Annotated in this window: 16 protein-coding genes; 7 read left to right on the top strand and 9 right to left on the bottom strand. The window is 59.1% G+C overall.

The genetic code is table 11. The features are described 5' to 3' along the window. Positions 1–60: 60 nt before the first annotated feature. The 3 genes from ACO6TG_RS26450 to ndk form a co-directional block, all read right to left on the bottom strand. A complete protein-coding gene (locus tag ACO6TG_RS26450; RefSeq protein ID WP_422375935.1) occupies positions 61–2,157 on the bottom strand; it encodes a molybdopterin-containing oxidoreductase family protein in 2,097 nt (698 codons plus the stop codon). Between the two features lie 160 nt (positions 2,158–2,317). Continuing rightward, entirely contained in the window at positions 2,318–3,445 is a 1,128-nt protein-coding gene (locus ACO6TG_RS26445) for a YHYH protein (RefSeq protein ID WP_422375934.1), read from the bottom strand. Positions 3,446–3,619: 174 nt separating this feature from the next. Continuing rightward, positions 3,620–4,042, bottom strand: coding sequence for a nucleoside-diphosphate kinase (ndk, locus tag ACO6TG_RS26440; RefSeq protein ID WP_094070304.1), 423 nt, complete (start codon positions 4,040–4,042; stop codon positions 3,620–3,622). A 249-nt stretch (positions 4,043–4,291) separates the two neighbouring features. Here ndk and ACO6TG_RS26435 point away from each other — a divergent pair, with 249 nt between their 5' ends. Continuing rightward, positions 4,292–5,176: a DUF4344 domain-containing metallopeptidase gene (locus ACO6TG_RS26435; protein ID WP_422375933.1), complete on the top strand. Its 885-nt coding sequence runs from the start codon at positions 4,292–4,294 to the stop codon at positions 5,174–5,176. Here ACO6TG_RS26435 and ACO6TG_RS26430 read toward each other — a convergent pair. After that, a complete protein-coding gene (locus ACO6TG_RS26430; RefSeq protein WP_422375932.1) occupies positions 5,161–6,183 on the bottom strand; it encodes a helix-turn-helix domain-containing protein in 1,023 nt (340 codons plus the stop codon). The two genes, ACO6TG_RS26435 and ACO6TG_RS26430, sit on opposite strands and share 16 nt — an antisense overlap. A 219-nt stretch (positions 6,184–6,402) precedes the next feature. On the opposite strand from ACO6TG_RS26430, the gene ACO6TG_RS26425 reads away from it, so the two are divergent. The 3 genes from ACO6TG_RS26425 to ACO6TG_RS26415 all read left to right on the top strand — a co-directional run bounded on the left by ACO6TG_RS26425 (position 6,403) and on the right by ACO6TG_RS26415 (position 10,103). Beyond that, complete coding sequence (locus tag ACO6TG_RS26425) at positions 6,403–7,395, top strand: alpha/beta hydrolase family protein (RefSeq protein ID WP_422375931.1); 993 nt, start codon at positions 6,403–6,405, stop codon at positions 7,393–7,395. 123 nt (positions 7,396–7,518) lie between these two features. Continuing rightward, on the top strand, positions 7,519–9,405 hold the full coding sequence (locus tag ACO6TG_RS26420; protein WP_422375930.1) for an ABC-F family ATP-binding cassette domain-containing protein: 1,887 nt from the start codon (positions 7,519–7,521) through the stop codon (positions 9,403–9,405). Beyond that, positions 9,405–10,103 carry an HAD family hydrolase gene (locus tag ACO6TG_RS26415; RefSeq protein ID WP_422375929.1) on the top strand — a complete coding sequence of 233 codons (699 nt, stop codon included), beginning with the start codon at positions 9,405–9,407 and terminating at the stop codon, positions 10,101–10,103. The genes ACO6TG_RS26420 and ACO6TG_RS26415 overlap by 1 nt, the downstream gene beginning before the upstream one ends. Before the next feature lie 72 nt (positions 10,104–10,175). Here the strand turns inward: ACO6TG_RS26415 and ACO6TG_RS26410 are convergent, their stop codons facing one another. The 5 genes from ACO6TG_RS26410 to ACO6TG_RS26390 form a co-directional block, all read right to left on the bottom strand. Continuing rightward, a complete protein-coding gene (locus ACO6TG_RS26410; protein ID WP_422375928.1) occupies positions 10,176–11,366 on the bottom strand; it encodes a glycoside hydrolase family 5 protein in 1,191 nt (396 codons plus the stop codon). A gap of 126 nt (positions 11,367–11,492) precedes the next feature. Further along, a complete protein-coding gene (locus ACO6TG_RS26405) occupies positions 11,493–11,837 on the bottom strand; it encodes a hypothetical protein (RefSeq protein WP_422375927.1) in 345 nt (114 codons plus the stop codon). Between the two features lie 236 nt (positions 11,838–12,073). Then, positions 12,074–12,472, bottom strand: a complete 399-nt coding sequence (locus ACO6TG_RS26400) for a rhodanese-like domain-containing protein (RefSeq protein ID WP_422375926.1) — start codon at positions 12,470–12,472, stop codon at positions 12,074–12,076. A 28-nt stretch (positions 12,473–12,500) separates the two neighbouring features. Beyond that, entirely contained in the window at positions 12,501–12,953 is a 453-nt protein-coding gene (locus ACO6TG_RS26395; protein ID WP_422375925.1) for a DNA polymerase III subunit chi, read from the bottom strand. A gap of 509 nt (positions 12,954–13,462) precedes the next feature. Beyond that, positions 13,463–14,962 (bottom strand): leucyl aminopeptidase, encoded by a 1,500-nt coding sequence (locus ACO6TG_RS26390; protein WP_422375924.1) that lies wholly within the window; start codon positions 14,960–14,962, stop codon positions 13,463–13,465. Between the two features lie 234 nt (positions 14,963–15,196). Between ACO6TG_RS26390 and lptF the strand changes: the two genes are divergently transcribed. Genes lptF through ACO6TG_RS26375 form a run of 3 tightly spaced genes read left to right on the top strand, consistent with a single transcriptional unit; the run spans position 15,197 to position 19,855 of the window. Next, a complete protein-coding gene (gene lptF / locus ACO6TG_RS26385) occupies positions 15,197–16,384 on the top strand; it encodes an LPS export ABC transporter permease LptF (protein WP_422375923.1) in 1,188 nt (395 codons plus the stop codon). Next, positions 16,381–17,475, top strand: a complete 1,095-nt coding sequence (gene lptG, locus ACO6TG_RS26380) for an LPS export ABC transporter permease LptG (RefSeq protein WP_422375922.1) — start codon at positions 16,381–16,383, stop codon at positions 17,473–17,475. Before lptF ends, lptG begins: the two co-directional genes overlap by 4 nt. A gap of 4 nt (positions 17,476–17,479) precedes the next feature. After that, positions 17,480–19,855 carry an LPS-assembly protein LptD gene (locus ACO6TG_RS26375; protein ID WP_422375921.1) on the top strand — a complete coding sequence of 792 codons (2,376 nt, stop codon included), beginning with the start codon at positions 17,480–17,482 and terminating at the stop codon, positions 19,853–19,855. Positions 19,856–19,900 lie beyond the last annotated feature (45 nt).

Below are 19,900 nucleotides of genomic sequence, written 5' to 3'. Positions count from 1 at the left end.
AGCTCCTCAGGATGACGCCGGATGTGTAGCGCGCTATCAGAAATTCTGCAGAAAAGCAGCCTAAGCCGCCCTCACCCAGACCGCACTGTCATGAAACGCCGCACCGCCGTAAGGCGCGACCGGGTCGGCGCCGGTCAGCGTGTTGATGCCCTTGCCGTCCTCGAAAGCGTCATTCGGCCAGATGCCCTCGGAGATGACGGTGCCCGGGGCAACGGTGTCAACCAGCCTTGCGTGAAGTGTCACGACACCGCGCTTGTTGCCCATCTGCACCCTGGCGCCATCTTCAATGCCGTAGCGGGCAGCTTCTTCCGGCCTGAGCCAGACTTCCGGGCGCCCTTCCTTCTTCTTCGAGCTCTCGGTCTCGTTGAAGGAGGAATTGAGGAAGGACCGTGCCGGTGCCGTCACCAGCCGGAACGGATGCGCGTCGTCGGCCTGTTCGATACTGTCCCACTGATCCGGCAGCACCGGCATGGACGCCCAGGGGCCGAACGGTTCGCCCTCCGGCTTGTTCGGCGCGGCCGAGCGGCCCCAGTCCGGTTTGAAATGGAACTTGCCGTCCTGATGGCCAAAACCGCTGAGGTAATGCGCTGTTTCAAAATCGGGCTGCAGGTCGATCCATTTGTTCGTCTCGAGCTCAACAAGCGTGCCATAGCCAGACTTCTGGAGCATCCAGTCGATATGGTCGCGCGCGCTCATGTCGAACCCGGGATGAGATTTTGAGTCAACACGGCGCGCGATCTCATTGATCACAAAGATATTTTCCCTTGGCCCCTCCGGCGGCTCCACCGCCTTGGGCCCCAGCATCAGATATTGGTGACCACCGCCTTTATAGATGTCGTCATGCTCCAGAAACTGGGTCGCCGGCAAGACGATGTCGGCCATCTGCGCCGTCTCGGTGAGGAACTGTTCATGGACGACCGTGAACAGGTCCTCCCTGGCAAAGCCCTGCCTGACCAGGTCCTGTTCCGGCGCAACCGACATCGGGTTGGTGTTCTGAATCAGCATCGCCTTGACCGGCGGACCACCTAAAAGCGCGGCGTCATCCCCTGTCAGAATACGGCCGACAAGGCTCTGGTCGAGCGCCCGCACGGACGGGTCCTTCAGGGACCCGGCCTCGATCATTTCCTTGTTGAGCGCGTAGATGGCACCGTTGTTGTGAAACGCACCACCGCCTTCATATTTGTAGCTGCCGGTAATCGCCGCAATGGAACAGGCTGCATGCATGCCGACCGCGCCGTTGCGGGACCGCGTGAAGCCGTAGCCAAGACGGAAGAAGGTCTTCCTGGTTTCGCCGATGAGCCTGGCCACGTCTTCGATCTGCGCGACGCTCAACCCCGTGATGGCCGCGGCCCAGTCCGGCGTTTTGGACTGAAGATGCGCTTCCAGCTCCTTCGGACAGTCGGTGAATTCTTCCAGATAGTCCCAGTCGGCGTAGCCGTCCCGGAAGAGCACATGCATGATGGCGCAAGCCAGCGCTGCGTCGGTTCCAGGCTTCAGAACGAGACCGATATCGGCCTGCTTCATCGTCTCGGTTTCATAGACATCCACGACGATGATCCGGGCGCCGCGTTTTTTGCGCGCGGCGATGGCATGGGTCATGACATTGACCTGGGTCGCCACCGGGTTGGTGCCCCAGATGACGATCTGATCAGAGACAGCCATTTCGCGTGGGTCCGGGCCTGCAAGGCGTCCCGTTCCTGCAACATATCCCGTCCAGGCCATGTTGGTGCAGAAACTGTCGAACTGGAGCGAATAGCCCTTGGCATGGCGCAGCCGGTGGATGCTGTCCCGCTGAACCAGGCCCATCGTTCCGGCATAGTGATAGGGCCAGACACTCTCAGCGCCGAACTCGGCTTCCGCGGCCAGAAACTTTTCGGCGATCAGATCAAGCGCGGCATCCCAGGAAATTTCCTCGAACCGCCCTTCCCCCTTGCTGCCGACCCGGCGCAAGGGTGTCACCAGGCGTTCCGGATGATAGAGGCGCTCGGCATACCGCGCGACCTTGGCGCAGATCACGCCCGCCGTATACTCATTGTCCTTGGCGCCATTGAGCCGGCGCACATCACCATGCGGATAGAAGTGCACTTCCAGGGCGCAGGTTGACGGACAATCATGCGGACAGGCGGAAAAAGTGCTCTTGGGCGGCTCAAGCGTCATGGCTATCCAAATCCTGGCTGGGCTCGACGGCAGTTTACGAGCTTGCCTTATGGAAAACAAAAAGAGGCGCCGTCAAGCGCCTCCTCGTCACCGTCACAATGTCACCTGGCAGGTGTCACGTCAGCCTGGCAGGCGTCCGCGCTGCCGCTGAAGCCGGTTCCTAACTTCCGCTGCAGGGTGAGCGCCCCCCGGCACGGCCACCCCCTGGTGGCATGCCGCCCTGACGGGGTCCGCGTCCGGGCCGTCCGGCTCCCGGTGGCGGCGGGCGCCCCCCGGGCAGTAAGCGCGGTGGACGTCCGCCCTGGTGCTGGATCAGTGTCACGGTCGCGGCGCTGTTGTCGGTCAATGCCGCAAAGTCGATGGTCGCGCTCGCACCTTCTCCCTCCAGCGCGCCGCGTCGGCCTGGCCCTTTCAATCGCTTGAAGCTGGCATCGGCGGTGCCCATCCAGCACCGGGGGATGAAGGGAAACGTGTCCGTCAGGACATAATGGTAAGTGCCGTCCGGATATTCCGGTGTCACGGCAAAGCGGCCATTGCACCGATCCAGGTCGCCAGCGCCGGCAACATAGGCCCAATCCTGTGTGAACTTGCCGTTGTAACGGCCACCTGGACCGTCAGAACGGGTTCCCTGTTTCACACGATAGCTGCTTTTCAGCTTCTTCATCGCCGACTTCTGTTTCGTGTCGGCGTAGCCATAAGGGCCGTATATCGGGAAACCATCCGCCGCAAAACCGATCAGCGCCGGCACGGACTTGCCGCCTTCGGATGCGAGAACGCCTGTCGGGATGCCATGATAGTGATAGGTGCCGTCCGGCTGTACATGGGCGTTGTACTTGTCGAGCCCAAGTTTGCAGGCACCGCCCAGCGCCTCGTAATTCCAGCCGGAGCGCCGGTTGTTCTGCCAGAATTCCGCCGTGCCCGGATCCATCACCACGCCATTGACCGCGATGCCGAAAACAGCGCCTTGAGCGCTGGTGGCCCGGGCATTCTTGCGCGGAGACACCGGCACTTTCAGATTGTAGTTTTTCTTGGAAATGGCGTGCGGATTGTTGCGGTTCGGAAATTGCCCCGGTGGTTTGATCGGATACCCATTGGCTCTGATCCGGCGCGACTTGCCGTCAATCGCAATATCTGCAGAGGCGTCGGCCTCCGGCAGGAGGAAGTTCAGGATGTCTTCGCCGATATGGGTGTGTTCGGCGGGCTCCTCGCCATGCAAGGGTGTCGTGCTGTCATGGGCCATTGCCGGCGATGCGATCAGCGCACCGGCAAGCACGAGGCAAAAACGCATTTAGTCTCTCCAGTTCCTTGTCGCCCAACGCTGACAGTATGGCTGATTTGACACCGGATGCTGTCGCACAATCACACGAATATGTAACAGCGTGTGTCTGGAGAGCTCTTCAGAAACAAAAAGAAAAGCCGGCCCCTTGGGACCGGCTTTCCGGAATTCTTCTTGATGGCTGATTTAGCCGACAAGCTCGGTGCCGGAGAACCAGAATGCGATTTCCTGAGCAGCGGTTTCCGGGGCATCGGAGCCGTGTACGGAGTTTTCACCGATGGACAGCGCAAATTCCTTGCGGATGGTGCCTTCCGCAGCTTCAGCCGGGTTGGTCGCACCCATGACTTCACGGTTCTTGGCGATGGCGTTTTCGCCTTCCAGGACCTGCACAACGGTCGGGCCGGAGGACATGAATTCGGTCAGTTCGCCGAAGAACGGACGTTCCTTGTGAACCGCATAGAAGGCTTCAGCTTCGCGCAGGGACATCCAAACGCGGCGGGAAGCAACCACGCGCAGGCCGGCTTCTTCCAGCTTGGCGGTGATGGCGCCGGTCAGGTTGCGCTTGGTGGCGTCCGGCTTGATCATGGAAAACGTGCGTTCAATCGCCATGGTTTCGTCTTTCTCGTTACAGGGTCGGACCGGCTGGTTGCCGGACCATAAATGTCGCAATTTCGCGGCCTTAATAACGGGGTGCCGTCAACCCCGCAAGGGGGCGCAGACATGACAATTTCATGTCAACAGTGTTCTTTGCGGCATACATTGTTCTGGCGTTGCCCTGCAGCAGCGCCTATTTTGAACAAAACACAGCAGAATGATCCGGGTTTCTTCTGCCAATAAGCTCCTGTCAGGGACAAGACAATGCTCGAACTTTTCGCTCTTCTGCCGTCGTTTGTTTACGCAGCGTTCGTAACTGTCTTTGTCGCGACATCGTCGCCCGCGGCACTGGCCAGCACCGCCGCCCCGGAAGATCAGCAATCTCACCTGTCCCTGGACGAAGAAATTGCGGCCTTGAGCGATGGCGAGCGCGAAGAACTGTTTGTTTTTGTGGCAGGCAATGCGCTGTTCACGCTTTACCACGAAGGCGGACACATGCTCGTGTCAGAGCTCGAGCTGCCCGTTCTCGCCCAGGAAGAAGACGCCGTCGACAACCTGGCGACCGTCTCGATGCTGTCCGCTGATACGGACGACATGGACCTCTATCTCACGCAGGCCATGATCGGCTGGTTTCTGATTGCCGAAGAAGCCTATGAAGACCTGATTTTCTACGATGAGCACGACCTCGATCAACAGCGCGGCTACCGGATGCTCTGCCTGATGGTCGGCGCCGACGAAGACGCTTTTCTGGAACTCGCGCAGGATCTCGATCTGCCGGAGGAAAGGATCGAAACCTGCGGCTTCGATTATGAACAGGCGGCCGATTCCTGGGAAGTCGTCACGGATCCTTATGTGCGCGAGGAAGACGGCCGCGGCGGCAAGATCAAGGTGAAACACGAACCGGCACCAGACGGTCTGAAATCGATGGAAGTGTTCATCAGGGAAAGCGGTCTTCTGGAACTCGTCGCTGAGGAACTGGACACGTTTTATGAGCTGCCGGAAGAAGTGACCTTCCGCGCTGCGACCTGTGACGAAGAAAACGCCTTCTGGGATCCTCAGACCCGTGAAGTCATCTTGTGCCACGAGTTGCTTGGCGGATTTGCGTCGATCTATCTGAGCCTGCCGAGCGAGGATCAGGCCGCCGACTGAGCCTTTTTCCGGTAGGTGCCCGGCGCGTCGCCATACGCCTTCTGGAACTCCCTGTAGAAATTCGAGCGGGTCAGAAAACCAACCTGATCCAGGATACGCGCAACGGGTTCATCCGTTGAGGCAAGAAGCCTTGCCGCCTCTTCGAGCCGCATCTGATTGACGAACTGACTGACATTGCCACCGGTGACGGAATTGATCGCGCGGGAGAGGTCCCGGTCCGGCACGCCGACCCGTCGGGCCAGCCGGGTCAAGGTCAGGCTCGGATCGCGAAAGAGTTCCTGGTCAGTCAGAACCTTCCTGGCGGATTCAACCAGGGCGCTGTCAGCCTCATCCTCCCTTTCAACCCCATCTGCTTTTCGCTTTTTCGGGCGCCTGCGCAGGGACAAAAGCACGAGCGCAAGGGCTATGGCGAGAAAAAGGAGGCTTGCCAGCGACACCGCACGAGCTGCGGTATCCTGCTGCGCCTGTGCGAATAGAAGCGCAATCCAGACATCGACAAAAAGAGTTGCTGCCATGGCAAAGACGGCAACAAGAAGCAGTTTTCTGAGCGGTGTGCCAAGCGTTGTCGGTGCTTCCGAAAAACAGTCCCCCCCTTCCAGCCACAGCCGGATCAGCGCCAGCGTATAGACCATGTAGCTTGCCGCAATCAGGCCATCGACATACCCGCTGACGGGAACCGGGATCATCATGGCGATCGTCACCACGGAGGCCACGATCACGTGAAAAACGGCTCTGCGCCGGAAGCGGCCGGCAGCCTCGGTCAAGGACCGGAAAGCGAGATAGAGACCTGGAGCCACCCAGACCGGAAGCGTTCTTTGAACTGCCAGCAATTCGAAATAGCCATAGGCAAAGCGCATGCCGACGAGAGACGCTTCCAGCGCCATGAGCAGGAACAGACCTGCAAATAGGCTACGTGAAAGCCCCGGCAAGGACCGCCAGGCCAGCGTTGCAAAGGCAAGTCCCACAAACAGGCCAGCAAGCAGAAAAGACACCGGAATGCTGATCACGTCAGCCCCACCTCGGAAATCGCATTGAAGACACTGTCCTTTATCACGTTTCAGGACAGGACATTGCCTCTGCCATGATTGTCAACAGTCCTTCTTCGGCGCATCTGATGAAGACAGCTTGCACCCCAATTCGGAGATCTCACGTTGCCATCTTCAACCCAGCCTTTCCGGTTCTCACGCCTGTTTTGTCTGACCATATCCCTTGTCGGAGCGATGACAATGTCACTCGGCGTTCAGGCCGGCGAAGCCCTGCCCTACGGACCTGGCGTTTCGAAAATCACCATAGAAGACAACCGTCAGGACCGGCCGCTCGCGGGCGACATCTGGTATCCGACCAGCACACCGGACATTCATCCGATTGCGGACAAAAGCAAGGTCTGGCAAATGGCACCTGCCGATCCGGACGGGCCGCCGGCGGAGGGAACGTTTCCGCTGGTCGTTGTATCCCACGGCATGTACGGCAACACCTTCAACCAATCCTGGCTCGGATCCGAGCTTGCCAGGCGCGGTTATGTCGTCGCCATGGTCAACCATCCGGGCACAAGCACCTGGCTCCGCGACCCGAACCATACCCGCAAGCTTTGGGATCGCCCGGTCGACCTCAGCCGCCTGATCAGCTTTCTCATTGAAGAAAGCCCTTACAGGGACAGAATTGATACCAACCGCATTCATGCCGTCGGCCATTCTCTTGGCGGGTTCACGGTCATGCTGCTGGCCGGCGCAACATTTGACCAGGCCCGATACGAGACCACATGTGCCGGCGAAGACCAACCTGTTGCCTGCAAGGTCCTGACCGGATGGTCCATTGCCAGGACAGAGGCCGACCAGGAGGCCATGTCGGTCTCGCGCAAGGACAGCCGCGTCAAGAAGGTTGTCAGCCTCGACCTTGGCGGCACCCCGGTGCTGTCGCGGCCAAGCCTTGCGGCCCTCGATATTCCCGTCCTCGTTCTGGGCGCTGAAAGAGCAGACATGCTCGACCAGGACCGGGAATCCCGCGCACTTGCCGCGTCCCTCCGCCAGGACGGGGTTCATCATGTTGAACTGGAGGGCTCCGGGCATTTCGATTTCATGGGACAATGCAAACCGGCAGGCTATGCCATTTTGAAAGAACATGAGCCCGGCGATGAAATCGTCTGTGTCAAAGGTACCGTGGAACGCGCAACCCAGCACCGCCGGATCCTCTCAGAAATTCTGGACTTTCTGGCATCCTGACAAGAGCAACGCGGACGAATACGGCGGGCAGGAGTGCAGTGATGCCACAGCCCGTCGTTTCCACGCGGTTTCAAGCAGGATTCCGCTTGCATCCGGTGAGAGCCTTCGCCAAACATCCCGCCCATGTTGCAAATCAATGACCTCACTTACCGGATCGGGGACCGGCTCCTGATCGACAAGGCCAGCGTGACCCTGCCCGGCAAGGCAAAGACCGGGCTGGTCGGCCGCAATGGCGCCGGCAAATCGACGCTCTTCAAGATCATCACCGGCGAGCTTGGCACAGAAACTGGCGGCGTGCAGATCCCCAAGAGAGCCCGGATCGGCCAGGTGGCCCAGGAAGCGCCGGGTACGGAAGACACCTTGATGGAAGTTGTGCTGGCGGCCGATACGGAGCGCAGCCGGCTGCTCGCAGAGGCAGAAACGGAAACCGACCCGGACCGGATTGCCGAAATCCACACTCGCCTTGCAGATATTGGAGCCCACACGGCAGAAGCACGCGCGGGGTCCATCCTCTCCGGTCTCGGGTTTGATGCCGACGCACAGCAGCGCCCCTGCTCATCCTTTTCGGGCGGTTGGCGCATGCGTGTTGCCCTGGCTGCGGTGCTCTTTTCCGAGCCCGATCTGCTGCTACTCGACGAGCCAACCAACTATCTCGATCTGGAAGGCACGCTCTGGCTGGAGAATTATGTTTCCCGCTATCCGCACCAGGTTCTGTTGATCTCCCATGACCGGGATCTTCTCAACAAGGCCGTGGACAGTATTGTTCACCTGGAACGTGGCAAGCTGACCTACTATTCCGGCGGCTATGACAGTTTCGACCGTCAGCGGCGCGAAGCGATGATCCTGGCCGAAAAGGCCAAGGAGAAGCAGGATGCCCAGCGCAAGCACATGCAGGCCTTCGTCGACCGGTTCCGTTACAAGGCCAGCAAGGCGCGCCAGGCTCAATCCCGGTTGAAGATGCTGGAAAAAATGCAGCCGATCGCCGCATTGACGGATGAAAGCAGCAAACCCATCCATTTCCCCGATCCGGAAGCCCAACTGGCACCACCGATCCTGAAGCTGGAAGGCGTTGCCACGGGCTACGGCGAAACCAGAATCCTGTCACGGCTGACGCTCAACATCGATACCGATGACCGGATCGCGCTTCTGGGGGCAAACGGCAACGGCAAATCGACGTTCGCAAAGCTCATTTCCGGTCGTCTCGGCGCCATGGATGGCGAGATCACCAAAGCGTCAAAGCTGAAGATCGCGTTTTTTGCCCAGCACCAACTGGATGAGTTGAAACCCGCCGAAAACTCGGTGGCCCATGTCCGCGCCTTGATGCCGGAAGCGCCCGAGGCCAAGGTCCGCGCACGTGTCGCCCGAATGGGACTGCCGACCGACCGCATGGATACACCGGCCAAGGATCTTTCGGGTGGAGAAAAGGCGCGTCTGCTTCTGGGGCTCGCCACATTCGACGGTCCGCACCTGCTGATCCTCGACGAACCGACCAACCACCTGGATATTGACAGCCGCGAAGCGCTGGTCATGGCGCTGAACGAGTTCCAGGGTGCCGTGGTGCTGATCAGTCACGACCGCCACCTGGTGGAAGCCTGCGCCGATCGCCTTTGGCTCGTCGCGGATGGCATGGTCTCGCCATATGATGGCGACATGGAGGATTACCGCCGCCTGATCCTGCAGGGACCGGAGGCTGCGCAAAGGGCCCGCGACAGGGCGGATGCCGAAGACGCCGAAAAAGCCTCGGCTCAGGAAAAGCGCCGGGAAGCTGCCCAGAAGCGCAGCCAGTTGAAGCCGCTGAAACAGAAGATCGATGCGGCGGAAAAGGAAATGGCCCGGCTTCAGGACAAGATCGGCCGGCTCGACGAGGCTCTCGCCGACCCCGAGTTCTTTGCAAAAGAACCGGAACGGGCAACCAAGTTTGCCAAGGAACGGGCCTTCTGCGAGAAAAAACTGGTCAAGACCGAAGAGGAATGGCTGGAGCTCTCCGCCGAATTCGAAGAGGCGTCCTGATGGCCGAAATTACCACGCTGGGTTTCGATGCAGATGACACGCTCTGGCACAACGAGCGTGTCTTTCGCCTGACCGAAGACCGCTTTGCCGATCTGCTTGCGGATTATACGGAAAAAAGCCAGCTCTCCGAGCGGTTGCTGGCGGCCGAGCGCCGAAATGTCCTGCATTACGGCTACGGTGTGAAAGGCTTCACGCTGTCGATGATCGAAACGGCGATCGAGGTAACGGACCGCCGCGTTCCGGCCGATGTCATTGCGGAGATCCTCGAAGCCGGCCGCGAGATGATGAAGCATCCGGTGGAACCCCTTCCCCATGTGGAAGACACGCTGAAGACGGTGAAGGGCGACTACAAGCTTGTTCTGATTACGAAGGGTGACCTCTTCGACCAGGAACGAAAGGTCACGGCGTCCGGACTGGATATCCATTTCGATGCCATTGAGATCGTCTCGGAAAAGACCGACGCCACCTATGCGACCCTGTTTTCAAGACACGGCAGCGGACCAGCGCAGGCCCTGATGATCGGCAACTCCCTGAAGTCGGATATTGTGCCTGCCCTTAATGCCGGCGCTTATGGTGCACATGTTCCGTATGACATGACCTGGGCCCTTGAAGAGGCCGTCGAGCCGATCGGACATGAGCGGTTCTTCAGACTGGACAATATCGGCAAGGTTCCGCAGCTGCTGGCCCGGCTGAGTTAAACACCACCTGCTTCGTGCCGTCCCCTTCGCTGGAGACGGCACTTTGACGTTGTGCCGGTCACCCGGCCGGTCTTAGCCGTTCAGCTCCTCTTTCAGCAGCTCCATCAGTTTGCCGTCCCTCGGAATGTCGCCGCTCTTGCCTTCTTCCATCATCCAGTAGAACCGGCCAGGCTTCAAAGACAGCGGGAGTTCGTAATCCATGCCTTCCCATTCCTCACGGAAGGCATAGAACGCCCAGTGGCCACCCCGGGCGTCGACGGCGTCGATCACGTCCTTCAGATAGGTGCCGCAATCCTGCCAGCGGCGCATGCAGCCGAATTCGCCGGCAACGACCCGTGTCGGCGCCAGGCCCTGTTCTTCGGCCCAGTCAAAGGCCTTGTCGATATGCGCGACGACATCTGGTCGGCTCCAGCTGAGCTCCTCGCCACCATACAGGGTGGTCACGCCGGGATAGCGATAAGGTTCCTCGCGTTTCATGTTGCCCGAGCTGGTCGCCTCATAGGGCTCATACATATGAAATGCATAGAGCACCCGGTCATCGTTGAGCCTGTCCGGCCAGGCGGCAAGCGAGCGAGGATTGGCATAATAGCCGGCATCCACCATAACCGGGGTTGCTGTGTCCTCTTTCCTGATGGCCGCGATGACCCGGTTGTAGAACGACACCAGATCCCTGGGACCGCCGGCCTGCTCTTCTTGCCAGGCAACCAGATCGCTCATGGCACCGTTCTCCGCCAACCCGGTGTTTTTTTCCGGAGCAGGTTCATTGACGATGTTGTAAGCGGCAATCGCGGGATGATCCTTGAACTCGGCAGCCACATCCGACCAGAACCGGACGGCCTGTTCCGCATAGGCAGGGTCGGTCCAGAGCCGGTGGTCGAACGTGCCCTCATTTTGCTGCGACCAGCGTGCCCCCGGCAGGCTGAGCGGCACGATGACGACCTTCAGACCGGCCGCGTGCGCGGCATCAAGCGCCTTGCGCAGTTTGACGACATCTTCCTGCGGCAGACCCTGATAATTGTCGGCATTGCCAAGAAGAAAGTCCCGCCCTTCGCCTTTCCATTTGCTGAAGGTCAGCCGCACCCAGGTTGCTCCGGTTTCGGCGAGCGCATCAAAATAGGCGGCATCCGGCGTCAGCTCGTTAAAACTGTTGCCCCCCTTTTGTTGTGTGTCCCAGAAGCCGATGAGATCTGCGGCCTGACCGGCACTTGTCAACGGTAGGCTCAGGATCGCGCTCAGGAAAGCTGAGTGGCGCAGTTTGGCCATGTGGTTTTGGTCCTGTTTTGGCGGAATTGAAAATCTGTACTTGCGGAGACAGGCCGGCAGGCCAGCCGGTGACGACGGCCTGCCAGGTCTGCTGATCACGTTCTGGTACGCGATGCTGGAGCCCGCTTACTGGTCCAGAACCGTGAGGTCAGCGTTTTCAGAGGTGATCAATTGCCCGCCATTTGTCTCGCGAATGAGGTTGATTTGATCTGCTTCCAGCCGCATGGACTTGAAGGCGATGCGGACATTGCCCGAATAGCGCGTAGCACCGTCTTCCTCGGTGATCTCATCCGCCGAGATTTCAAATGCCTCCTCGGGGGCAAATCGGATTTCTACGTTTTCGCGATAAAGATAACGTTGCCCGTCCTCTGAACGAATGTGACCCGCCTGGATTTCGAATGCGGATGCTGCCGGAATGGAAATCGCGAACAGAAGAACCGGCAGGCTGGCTGCCAGAAGTTTGTGTCTCATGATTGACTTCGTGCGACAGTGCATGACGGCACCTTGCACGCTCCTTTGGGTGAGGGAAACCACCGGATTCCCGCCAACGCGGACAATCTGAAAGTGGCTTTTACGTCAATCATTTAGCTGCGACTTTGAGGCGTATTTTGGGCAGTTTCCAGTCTTGTTTGGGGAAAAGCTATGAATGAAAAACATAAAGTGCTGAACCGCCGAACCCTAACCTCTGTCTTCTGTGCGCAATCTGCTCAGGGCGCGTCTGGTTTCTCCACCGGACCGTCCGCTTTCAACCAGTCCGCAAAGCCATCCTTCAGATGGGCGGCGTCAAAGCCCATGTCCTGGAGTGTCGCGACAGTGAGGGCGGACCGCCAGCCGGCGGCGCAATGGAAAATGAAACGTTTGTCTTCGGCAAAGACCTCCTTGAAATAGGGGCTTTCCGGATCCACCCAGAATTCGATCATGCCGCGCGGACAATGCACGCTGCCGGGAATGAACCCGAGTTTCTGGCGCTCGCGAATGTCGCGCAGATCGACGAACACCACGTTCGGGTCTCCGACCAGTGCGATCGCGTCTACGGTCTCGACCTCTTCGATCCGCTGCTTTGCCCTTTCGACCATTTCGGCCGATGAGAGTTTCAGTTTTTTCATCGTCACCACCCTGCCCTTCGTCGTTTGATTACGCTTTCCGTTCCCAGCCGCCTGCCTGCGTCTGTTGCCAATAGGCAATCTCGAACCCTTCCGCCTTGGCTTCCTTCCAGCGCTGGCGGGCTTCCTGGACCGCACCATCATCATTGCCGTCGAACATGTAGATTGCGCGTTTGTAGCCGCCAAGTGCCGGCGGCTCGGCCCGGTCGACCAGAAAACGCACGTCTGCCTCGTTCGGATTGTCCTGCTCCGGGGTCAGGTAGATCGGCTGATGCTCGGCATACCCGTCTGCCCGGGTGCCGTGCGGCAGGAAACTGTCATCGGCAAAGGTCCACAAATGTGCATCCAGGGCGCTGCAACGTTCCTGTGACCCTGTCTGCACCACGACTTTCCAGTCCCGCTCCAGACATTTTTGCAGGAGCTGCGGCAGGGCCGCCTCCAAAGGTTTGTGCAGCAGATGGTAAAAAACAACTTCAACGCTCATTTTGTTCAATCACCACGCTTCATGTGCAATTTCTGCCCTTTTTGAGCCGGTTATCCAGAGGCCAGCCGGAATGTGATGCAGCTGCGCAACACCAGCGTCACCAAATTCCCGCAACGGCAAACCGGCCATGGACACGCCAGAAGACTCGTATCATTAACCCTTCGAAAATGTCGATTGACTAGGGTTCGTTCCCGGGGACGATCCAAGGATCATTTTAGCGGCTGGTGACCGGTTTTCCCGAACCAGCTCAAAAGGGGATTTGCTGTATGCTTGCACGAGTTGTTGTGTTTTTTGCGTTGGTGGCCGTTGTTGCAGGGGCCACACTCGGAATGGGGCTCCTGGTTGAACCGGCGACTGCCTGTCAAGCTTACAAGACCTGCTGATCCAGCAAACAGATACTCACGAAAAACCCGCCGACCGGCGGGTTTTTTGTTGGCAGATTTCCAAATTCCGGTGACCGGGCGCTCCGCCGCTTTCTAAAGCGGCGGAAGCACAAAACGGACCTGATGTCAGCTTTCGTAGTGATCCGCGACCAGCTGGTTGAGCAACCGGACGCCATAACCAGATGCCCAGCTCTGGCAGATGTCGTCTTTCGGCGCACCGAACGCCGTGCCGGCAATGTCCAGATGCGCCCACGGCACATCATTGGCAAAGCGCTGCAGGAACTGTGCTGCCGTGATGGACCCGGCCCAGCGGCCGCCGGTGTTCTTTACGTCGGCATTGGGTGTGTCGATGATCTTGTCATAGTCCTTGGACAACGGCAGGCGCCAGAGCGGCTCGCCGCTGGCCTTGCCCGCCGCGAGCAGATTGTCGGCCAGTTCGTCATTGTTGGAGAAGAGGCCGGCATTGAGATTGCCGAGTGCCACCAGGACGGCGCCTGTCAGAGTTGCCAGATCGATCATGATGGCCGGCTTGTATTTCTGCAGGGTGTACCAGAGCGCGTCGGCCAGAACGAGACGACCTTCCGCATCGGTGTTCAGGATCTCGATGGTTGTTCCCGACATCGCCTTGACGATGTCTCCCGGTCGCTGTGCGTTGCCGTCTGGCATGTTTTCCACCAGGCCAATTACACCAACCACATTGGCTTTGGCCTTGCGCCCGGCAATTGCATGCATGGCACCGACCACGGCCGCAGCACCACCCATGTCGCCCTTCATCTCCTCCATGCCTCCGGCCGGCTTGATCGAGATGCCACCGGTATCAAACACCACGCCTTTTCCGACCAGCGCCACGGGCGCAACACCCTTTTTGCCGCCGTTCCAGCGCATGACAGCCAGTTGCGGCGGGCGCACGGAACCTTGCGCGACACCCAGGAGAGCGGCCATCTTCAGTTTCTTCATTTCCTTCTCGCCGAGGATCTCGACCTCGACACCAAGCGCTTCCAGATCCTTGGCCTTCTGGGCGAACTCGACCGGGCCGAGCACGTTGGCGGGTTCGTTCACGAGATCCCTGGCCAAGACAACACCATCGGCAACTGCCTCGGCGACACTCCAGGCCTTCTTGGCCGCCTTTGTATCTTCAACACCCAGCGCGAGCTTCAGCCCCTTCGGTGCGTCGTCATCCTTCTTGCGGGTCTTGTAGGCGTCAAAGGCGTAGGAACGCAGCTTTGCCCCCATCGCGAACTCAGCCGCCAGATCAGCGGACAAACCGGCCTCCCCGGCCACTTCCAGCAGCACCGTTGCCGCATCCGCCTTCACTTTTTGCAATTCCGCAAAGACAGCACCACCCAGGGCACGCCAATCGTCGCGGCTCAGATCCTCCGGTTTGCCCAATCCGACTACGATCAGCCGGTCGAGCGCGATCCCGGCCGGACCGACCAGATCAAGCGTGGTCTTTTTCTTGCCTGAAAAACCAGCGATATCGGCGACGCGTTTCAGCCCCCCCTCGAGACTGGAGACGATCTCTTCGCCAACAGAACCCAGGGCAAGGCCCTCGCCTGCCAGGATCACTGCAACTCCGCCCTTCGGAGCGGCCGTTTTGGAAAAGGAAATTTTTGAAAGTTTGGTCATTCGTCGGTCTCGTAATTTCAGTGAGGCGTCTATAGACGGTAGAAGGATTGGATGCCGTCTCCCATGGATTGCGGCATCTGCCACAAATCATGGGGTTTCAACAGCTTTTCGGCAAGAGCTGCAAAAATTAATGTATATTTACCATTCTTATTCATGGGCCATTCACCACATTCCGTGTTATTCGGTGCCAGGCCGTTTATCGTCATATTTGCAAGGATCTAATCCGGCGCGCTCATGAAAACGCTCGAACGTTACATCATCCGGCGGACGGCCTATGCATTCACGCTCACGATCGCGGCAATGACTGGTGTGGTCTGGGCGACGCAAGCACTGCGCCAGCTCGATCTGGTGACGTCAAAAGGCCAGACCATCGTGCAGTTTATCGGCATCACGATGCTGGCCCTGCCCTTCCTGATCGTCATTGTCGCACCCTTTGCGCTGATGATTGCCCTGATCCTTGTTTTGAATTCCCTATCCGGCGACAGCGAACTGATCGTTATCGATGCCAGTGGCGGGTCGCGCTTCCTGGTGCTGAAGCCGGTCATGCTGTTTTCGCTGGTGGTCATGATGCTGACGGCAAGCATGTCACTCTATTTCGCGCCCATGGGGCTTGCCCAGCTTAGAACCGAAATCACGCGGGTGCGCGCCGACCTGGTTGCCAACATCGTCAAGCCCGGCCGGTTCATCACGGTCGAGAGCGGTCTTACCTTTCACATCCGCAACCGGACCGGCAAGGGCACGCTTGACGGGCTTCTGCTGCATGACACGCGGGACGAGGAAACGGCCTTCACCTACCAGGCCGATTCCGGTCAGATCGTCGAAGCCGCCGACAGAACGCTTCTGGTGATGCAGAACGGTACCATCCAGCGGCGTCCTAAACAGGAAGGCGACATTTCAATCGTCCGCTTTCAATCCTACGCTTTCGACCTCAGCAATCTTATTCCGGAGGCCGGGGAACCCGTCTTCAAGGCCAGCGAGCGCACCACGGCGAACCTGATGTCTCCCGGCCGCAACGACGCTTACGCTCTGAAAAACCCGGAAAAACTGATCCAGGAACTTCACGAGCGATTTAGCCAACCGCTTTATTGTCTTTCCTTCGGCCTGATTGTCTTTGCTTTCCTCGGCAAGGCGCGCACGACACGGCAGGGGCGTGGGGTTGCCGTTCTCGGAGCGATCTGCGCCTGTGTCCTGTTGAGAACCACCGGTTTTGGCGTCACCGCGGTTTCGGGAGATTCAACGGCTCTTCTGAGCCTGCTCTATGTCGTGCCGTTGCTTGGCTGCCTGCTCGCCCTCGTCTCGATCTTCCGCGAACAGCGCGGCGCGGAACCGAAATGGCTGAGTGACCTCCAGTTGCGCATTCAGGATCTGCTTGATGCGATCGGCGACCGGTTGAACGGCCGCCGCAGCGGAGGCGCTGCATGATTCTCGGCCGTACCCTCTCCGTCTATTTCTCCGGCCGGTTCCTGAAGGCGATCCTCGGCCTGTTCCTGTTCGCCGCCGTTCTGATTTTCCTGTTCGATGTTCTGGAGCTGGTCCGCCGCGGCGGTGACCGGGAAGGGTTTTCGGTGCTGCGCGTGGCGCTGATTTCTGCCTTGCGTGTTCCACTGCTCCTGGAGCAGGTCATTCCCTTTACGGTCCTGTTCGGGGCGATTGCCGCCTTTGTGACACTGAGCCGCGCGCTGGAACTCGTGGTGGCCCGTGCCTCCGGCATATCCGTCTGGCAGTTTTCCATGCCGGCCATCGTGGTCGGGATCGTTCTCGGGATCCTGTCGATCACCCTTTATAATCCTGCCGCGGTCTGGTTCCAGCACAAGTCGGACGAAGTCGCCTCGGGCCTGTTCGGGTCGGAACAAAGCTTCCTGCTGCAATCCTCCAATGATGTGTGGGTGCGGCAGGACGGCGTCGACGGCGAATCCGTGCTTCTGGCTCAGAAGCTGCTTGAAGGCGGCACGAAACTGCGCGGTGTCACGATCTTCACCTTCGACAAGGACGGCACCTTTCGGGAGCGGATCGAGGCGGCTGAAGCCCGGCTCGGCGACGAAATCTGGTTTCTGGACGATGCCATCGTCTACACGACAGAACGGGACCCGCAGCCCTATGGCCGGTATCAGGTCAGCACGTTCCTGACAGCCACTGAAGTTCGCGAGAGCATCGGTTCGCCCGAATCAATTTCGTTCTGGAACCTGCCGCGCTTCATCGAACTCGCGAGAAACGCAGGGTTACCTGCCTATCGTTATAATTTGCAGTATCAGACGCTGCTGGCGCGACCGCTTCTTTTGGTCGCGATGATTTTGATCGCAGCCGCGGTTTCCCTTAAAGTTTCGAGGTTTGGCGGGTTAGGAAGTATGATTCTGGGTGGAATCCTGTCCGGGTTCGTGCTTTACGTTCTAACCGAGCTTGCCAAGGACTTCGGGGGCGCGGGTATCGTCCCTCCCTTGGTGGCTGCGTGGGCGCCTGGAATATTTGGAGTACTTATGGGTTTGACAATTCTCTTGCATCAGGAAGATGGCTAAGGCGATGGCTTTTCCAACTTTCCTGACCACAGAGATTTGGGCCAAGAAAGGCAGGCTGCTTGCGGCAGCCAGCGTGTGCGCGATCGCGGCAGCGCTCAGCTATGCCGACATTGGACCGGCCAACGCGCAGGATGTTGCTGCTGGTCTGCAGGACCAACTGGATCCGAATGCCGAGCTGCTCCTGGAATCGAGCGAACTCACCTACGACTTCGACCGCGACCTGATTGTCGCGACGGGGAATGTTCAGGTCTATTACGACGGCAACACCGTCCAGGCGCATCAGATCATCTTCGACCGGAAGAGCCAGCAACTCAAAGCCGCCGGCAACGTGATCTTTATCGAGAAGAACGGCAACGTCGTGCGCACAGAGGAAATGGTCCTGTCCGAGGACTTTTCCGAAGGCTTCGCGCGCGCGCTTCAGATCGATACTACCAAACGGACCCGGTTCCTGGCCGAGCAGGCCCGGCGTGAAGGCAACAATATCACGTCGATCGAAAACGGCGTCTACACGGTTTATACCAAGCCGACCAATCCCCCGAACAAGCCGCCGCTCTGGCGCGTCCGGGCCGAGAAGATCATCCACAATCAGCAGGAAAAGATCATCCGGTTCGAGAATGCGGCGTTCGAGGTCTACGGCCAGCCCATCGCCTACCTGCCGTATCTGACAATGCCGGATCCGTCTATCAAACGGAAATCGGGTTTCCTGATGCCCAGCGGTATTGTCAATGACAAGCTCGGCTACGGTGTGACGGTGCCGTATTACTGGGCGCTCAGCCCCTATTACGATGTCACCACGATCGTGACGCCGCTGACCAAGCAGGGCGTGTTTGGGGATGTTGAATACCGGCACCGGTTCGCGGCCGGCCAGGTCAGCGTGTCGGCAGCGGGTCTCTATCAGGCGCAACCAAGCCAGTTCAGCACGTCGCGAGCCGACGAGCGTTGGCGCGGTGCGGTCAACTCAAAAGCATCCCTCTCGCTTTCCCGCGACTGGACGCTGGGTTGGGACCTCACCTACAAAAGCGACCGCCAGTTCTTCAAGGACTATTCATTCACCAGCTTTGGTGACAATGGTGAGACGTCCGAGATTTTCCTGGAAGGCAAGACCGACAGGAACGCGCTGACTGTCAGGGCCTACGCTTTCCAGATCTCGCAAGAGGACTACACGGACAGCCAGTTCAACGCCAACGGCTTCTCGCCGGTCGGCAGCTCGCTCCAGGACAAGCAACCACTCGTTCTGCCTGTGATCGACTATGATTACGTTTTTGCCGACCCGGTCCTTGCCGGCGAACTCGCGCTGACGGCGAATTTTACCTCGCTGACGCGGGACGAGACCGACGCTTTCTCGGTTGATGGCGGCACGACCGCGAAATTCCGGGGTGTCGACGGCACGTTCTCGCGCCTGTCCCTGAAAGGAAACTGGCGCCGGACGTTCATCGATCCGCTTGGGCAATCCTTCACGCCATTTGCCTATATGCGCGGCGACCTGTTCTTCCTGGCTTCACCAGACAGCGATGTCACTGCCCTGTCCGGCGAGAGTTTCGTCGGCCGCGCCATGCCGGCCATCGGCATGGAATACCGCTATCCCTTTATTGCGACCTTCGAAGGTGGCAATCAGATTCTTGAGCCGGTCGCGCAAATCGTGGCGCGTCCGAATGAGCAACGCATCGGCGAGTTGCCGAATGACGACGCGCAGAGCATCGTCTTCGACACGACCACCCTGTTCGATGCGGACAAGTTTTCCGGCTTTGACCGCGCAGAAGGCGGCACCCGGCTGAATGTCGGCCTGAACTACAAGCTCCAGCTGGACAGCGGCTACTATGTCAGCGGCCTGTTCGGACGCTCCTATCACCTCGCCGGTGACAACTCCTATGCGACACCGGACATTCTCGGCGCCACTCAGGATTCCGGCCTGGAAACGGATCTGTCCGATTATGTCGGCAGCCTGTACCTGGACACGCAATACGGCGTGAAGGTCGGCGCGCAGGCACGCCTCGACAAGGAAGACTTCACCTTCAATCGTGTGCAGGCCCAGGCCAGCGCGATCTACGGCCCGGTTGTCTCCTCGCTTGCCTATGCCTTCTTGAACGCACAGCCGGATGTCGGCATCGATTCGCCGCGCGAGGAACTGCTGGGCTCCGCCAGCCTGCGCCTGGAAGAGAACTGGCGCATCTTCGGGTCGATGCGCTACGATCTGGAAAACAGCAACATCGTTCAGGACGGCTTCGGGATCGGCTATGACGACGAAGGTTTCTCGCTGTCGGTAACTTATGCGGAAGATCGCAGCCGCAACGATGGCGAAGAGGTGGATCGCACGCTGTATTTCCGGATCGGCCTCAGGACGATCGGCAATACTCAGGTGTCCAGCGGCGCCCTTAACTAAGCCCTTTCTCTTTGCGACAGGTCATGATGCCGCCATGAATTCAGG

Origin of the sequence: Roseibium sp., from assembly GCF_965233565.1 — a bacterium.
Lineage (GTDB): Bacteria > Pseudomonadota > Alphaproteobacteria > Rhizobiales > Stappiaceae > Roseibium.
The sequence above is the reverse complement of the archived record's forward strand: the minus strand, read 5'-3'. Positions and strand labels throughout refer to the sequence as shown.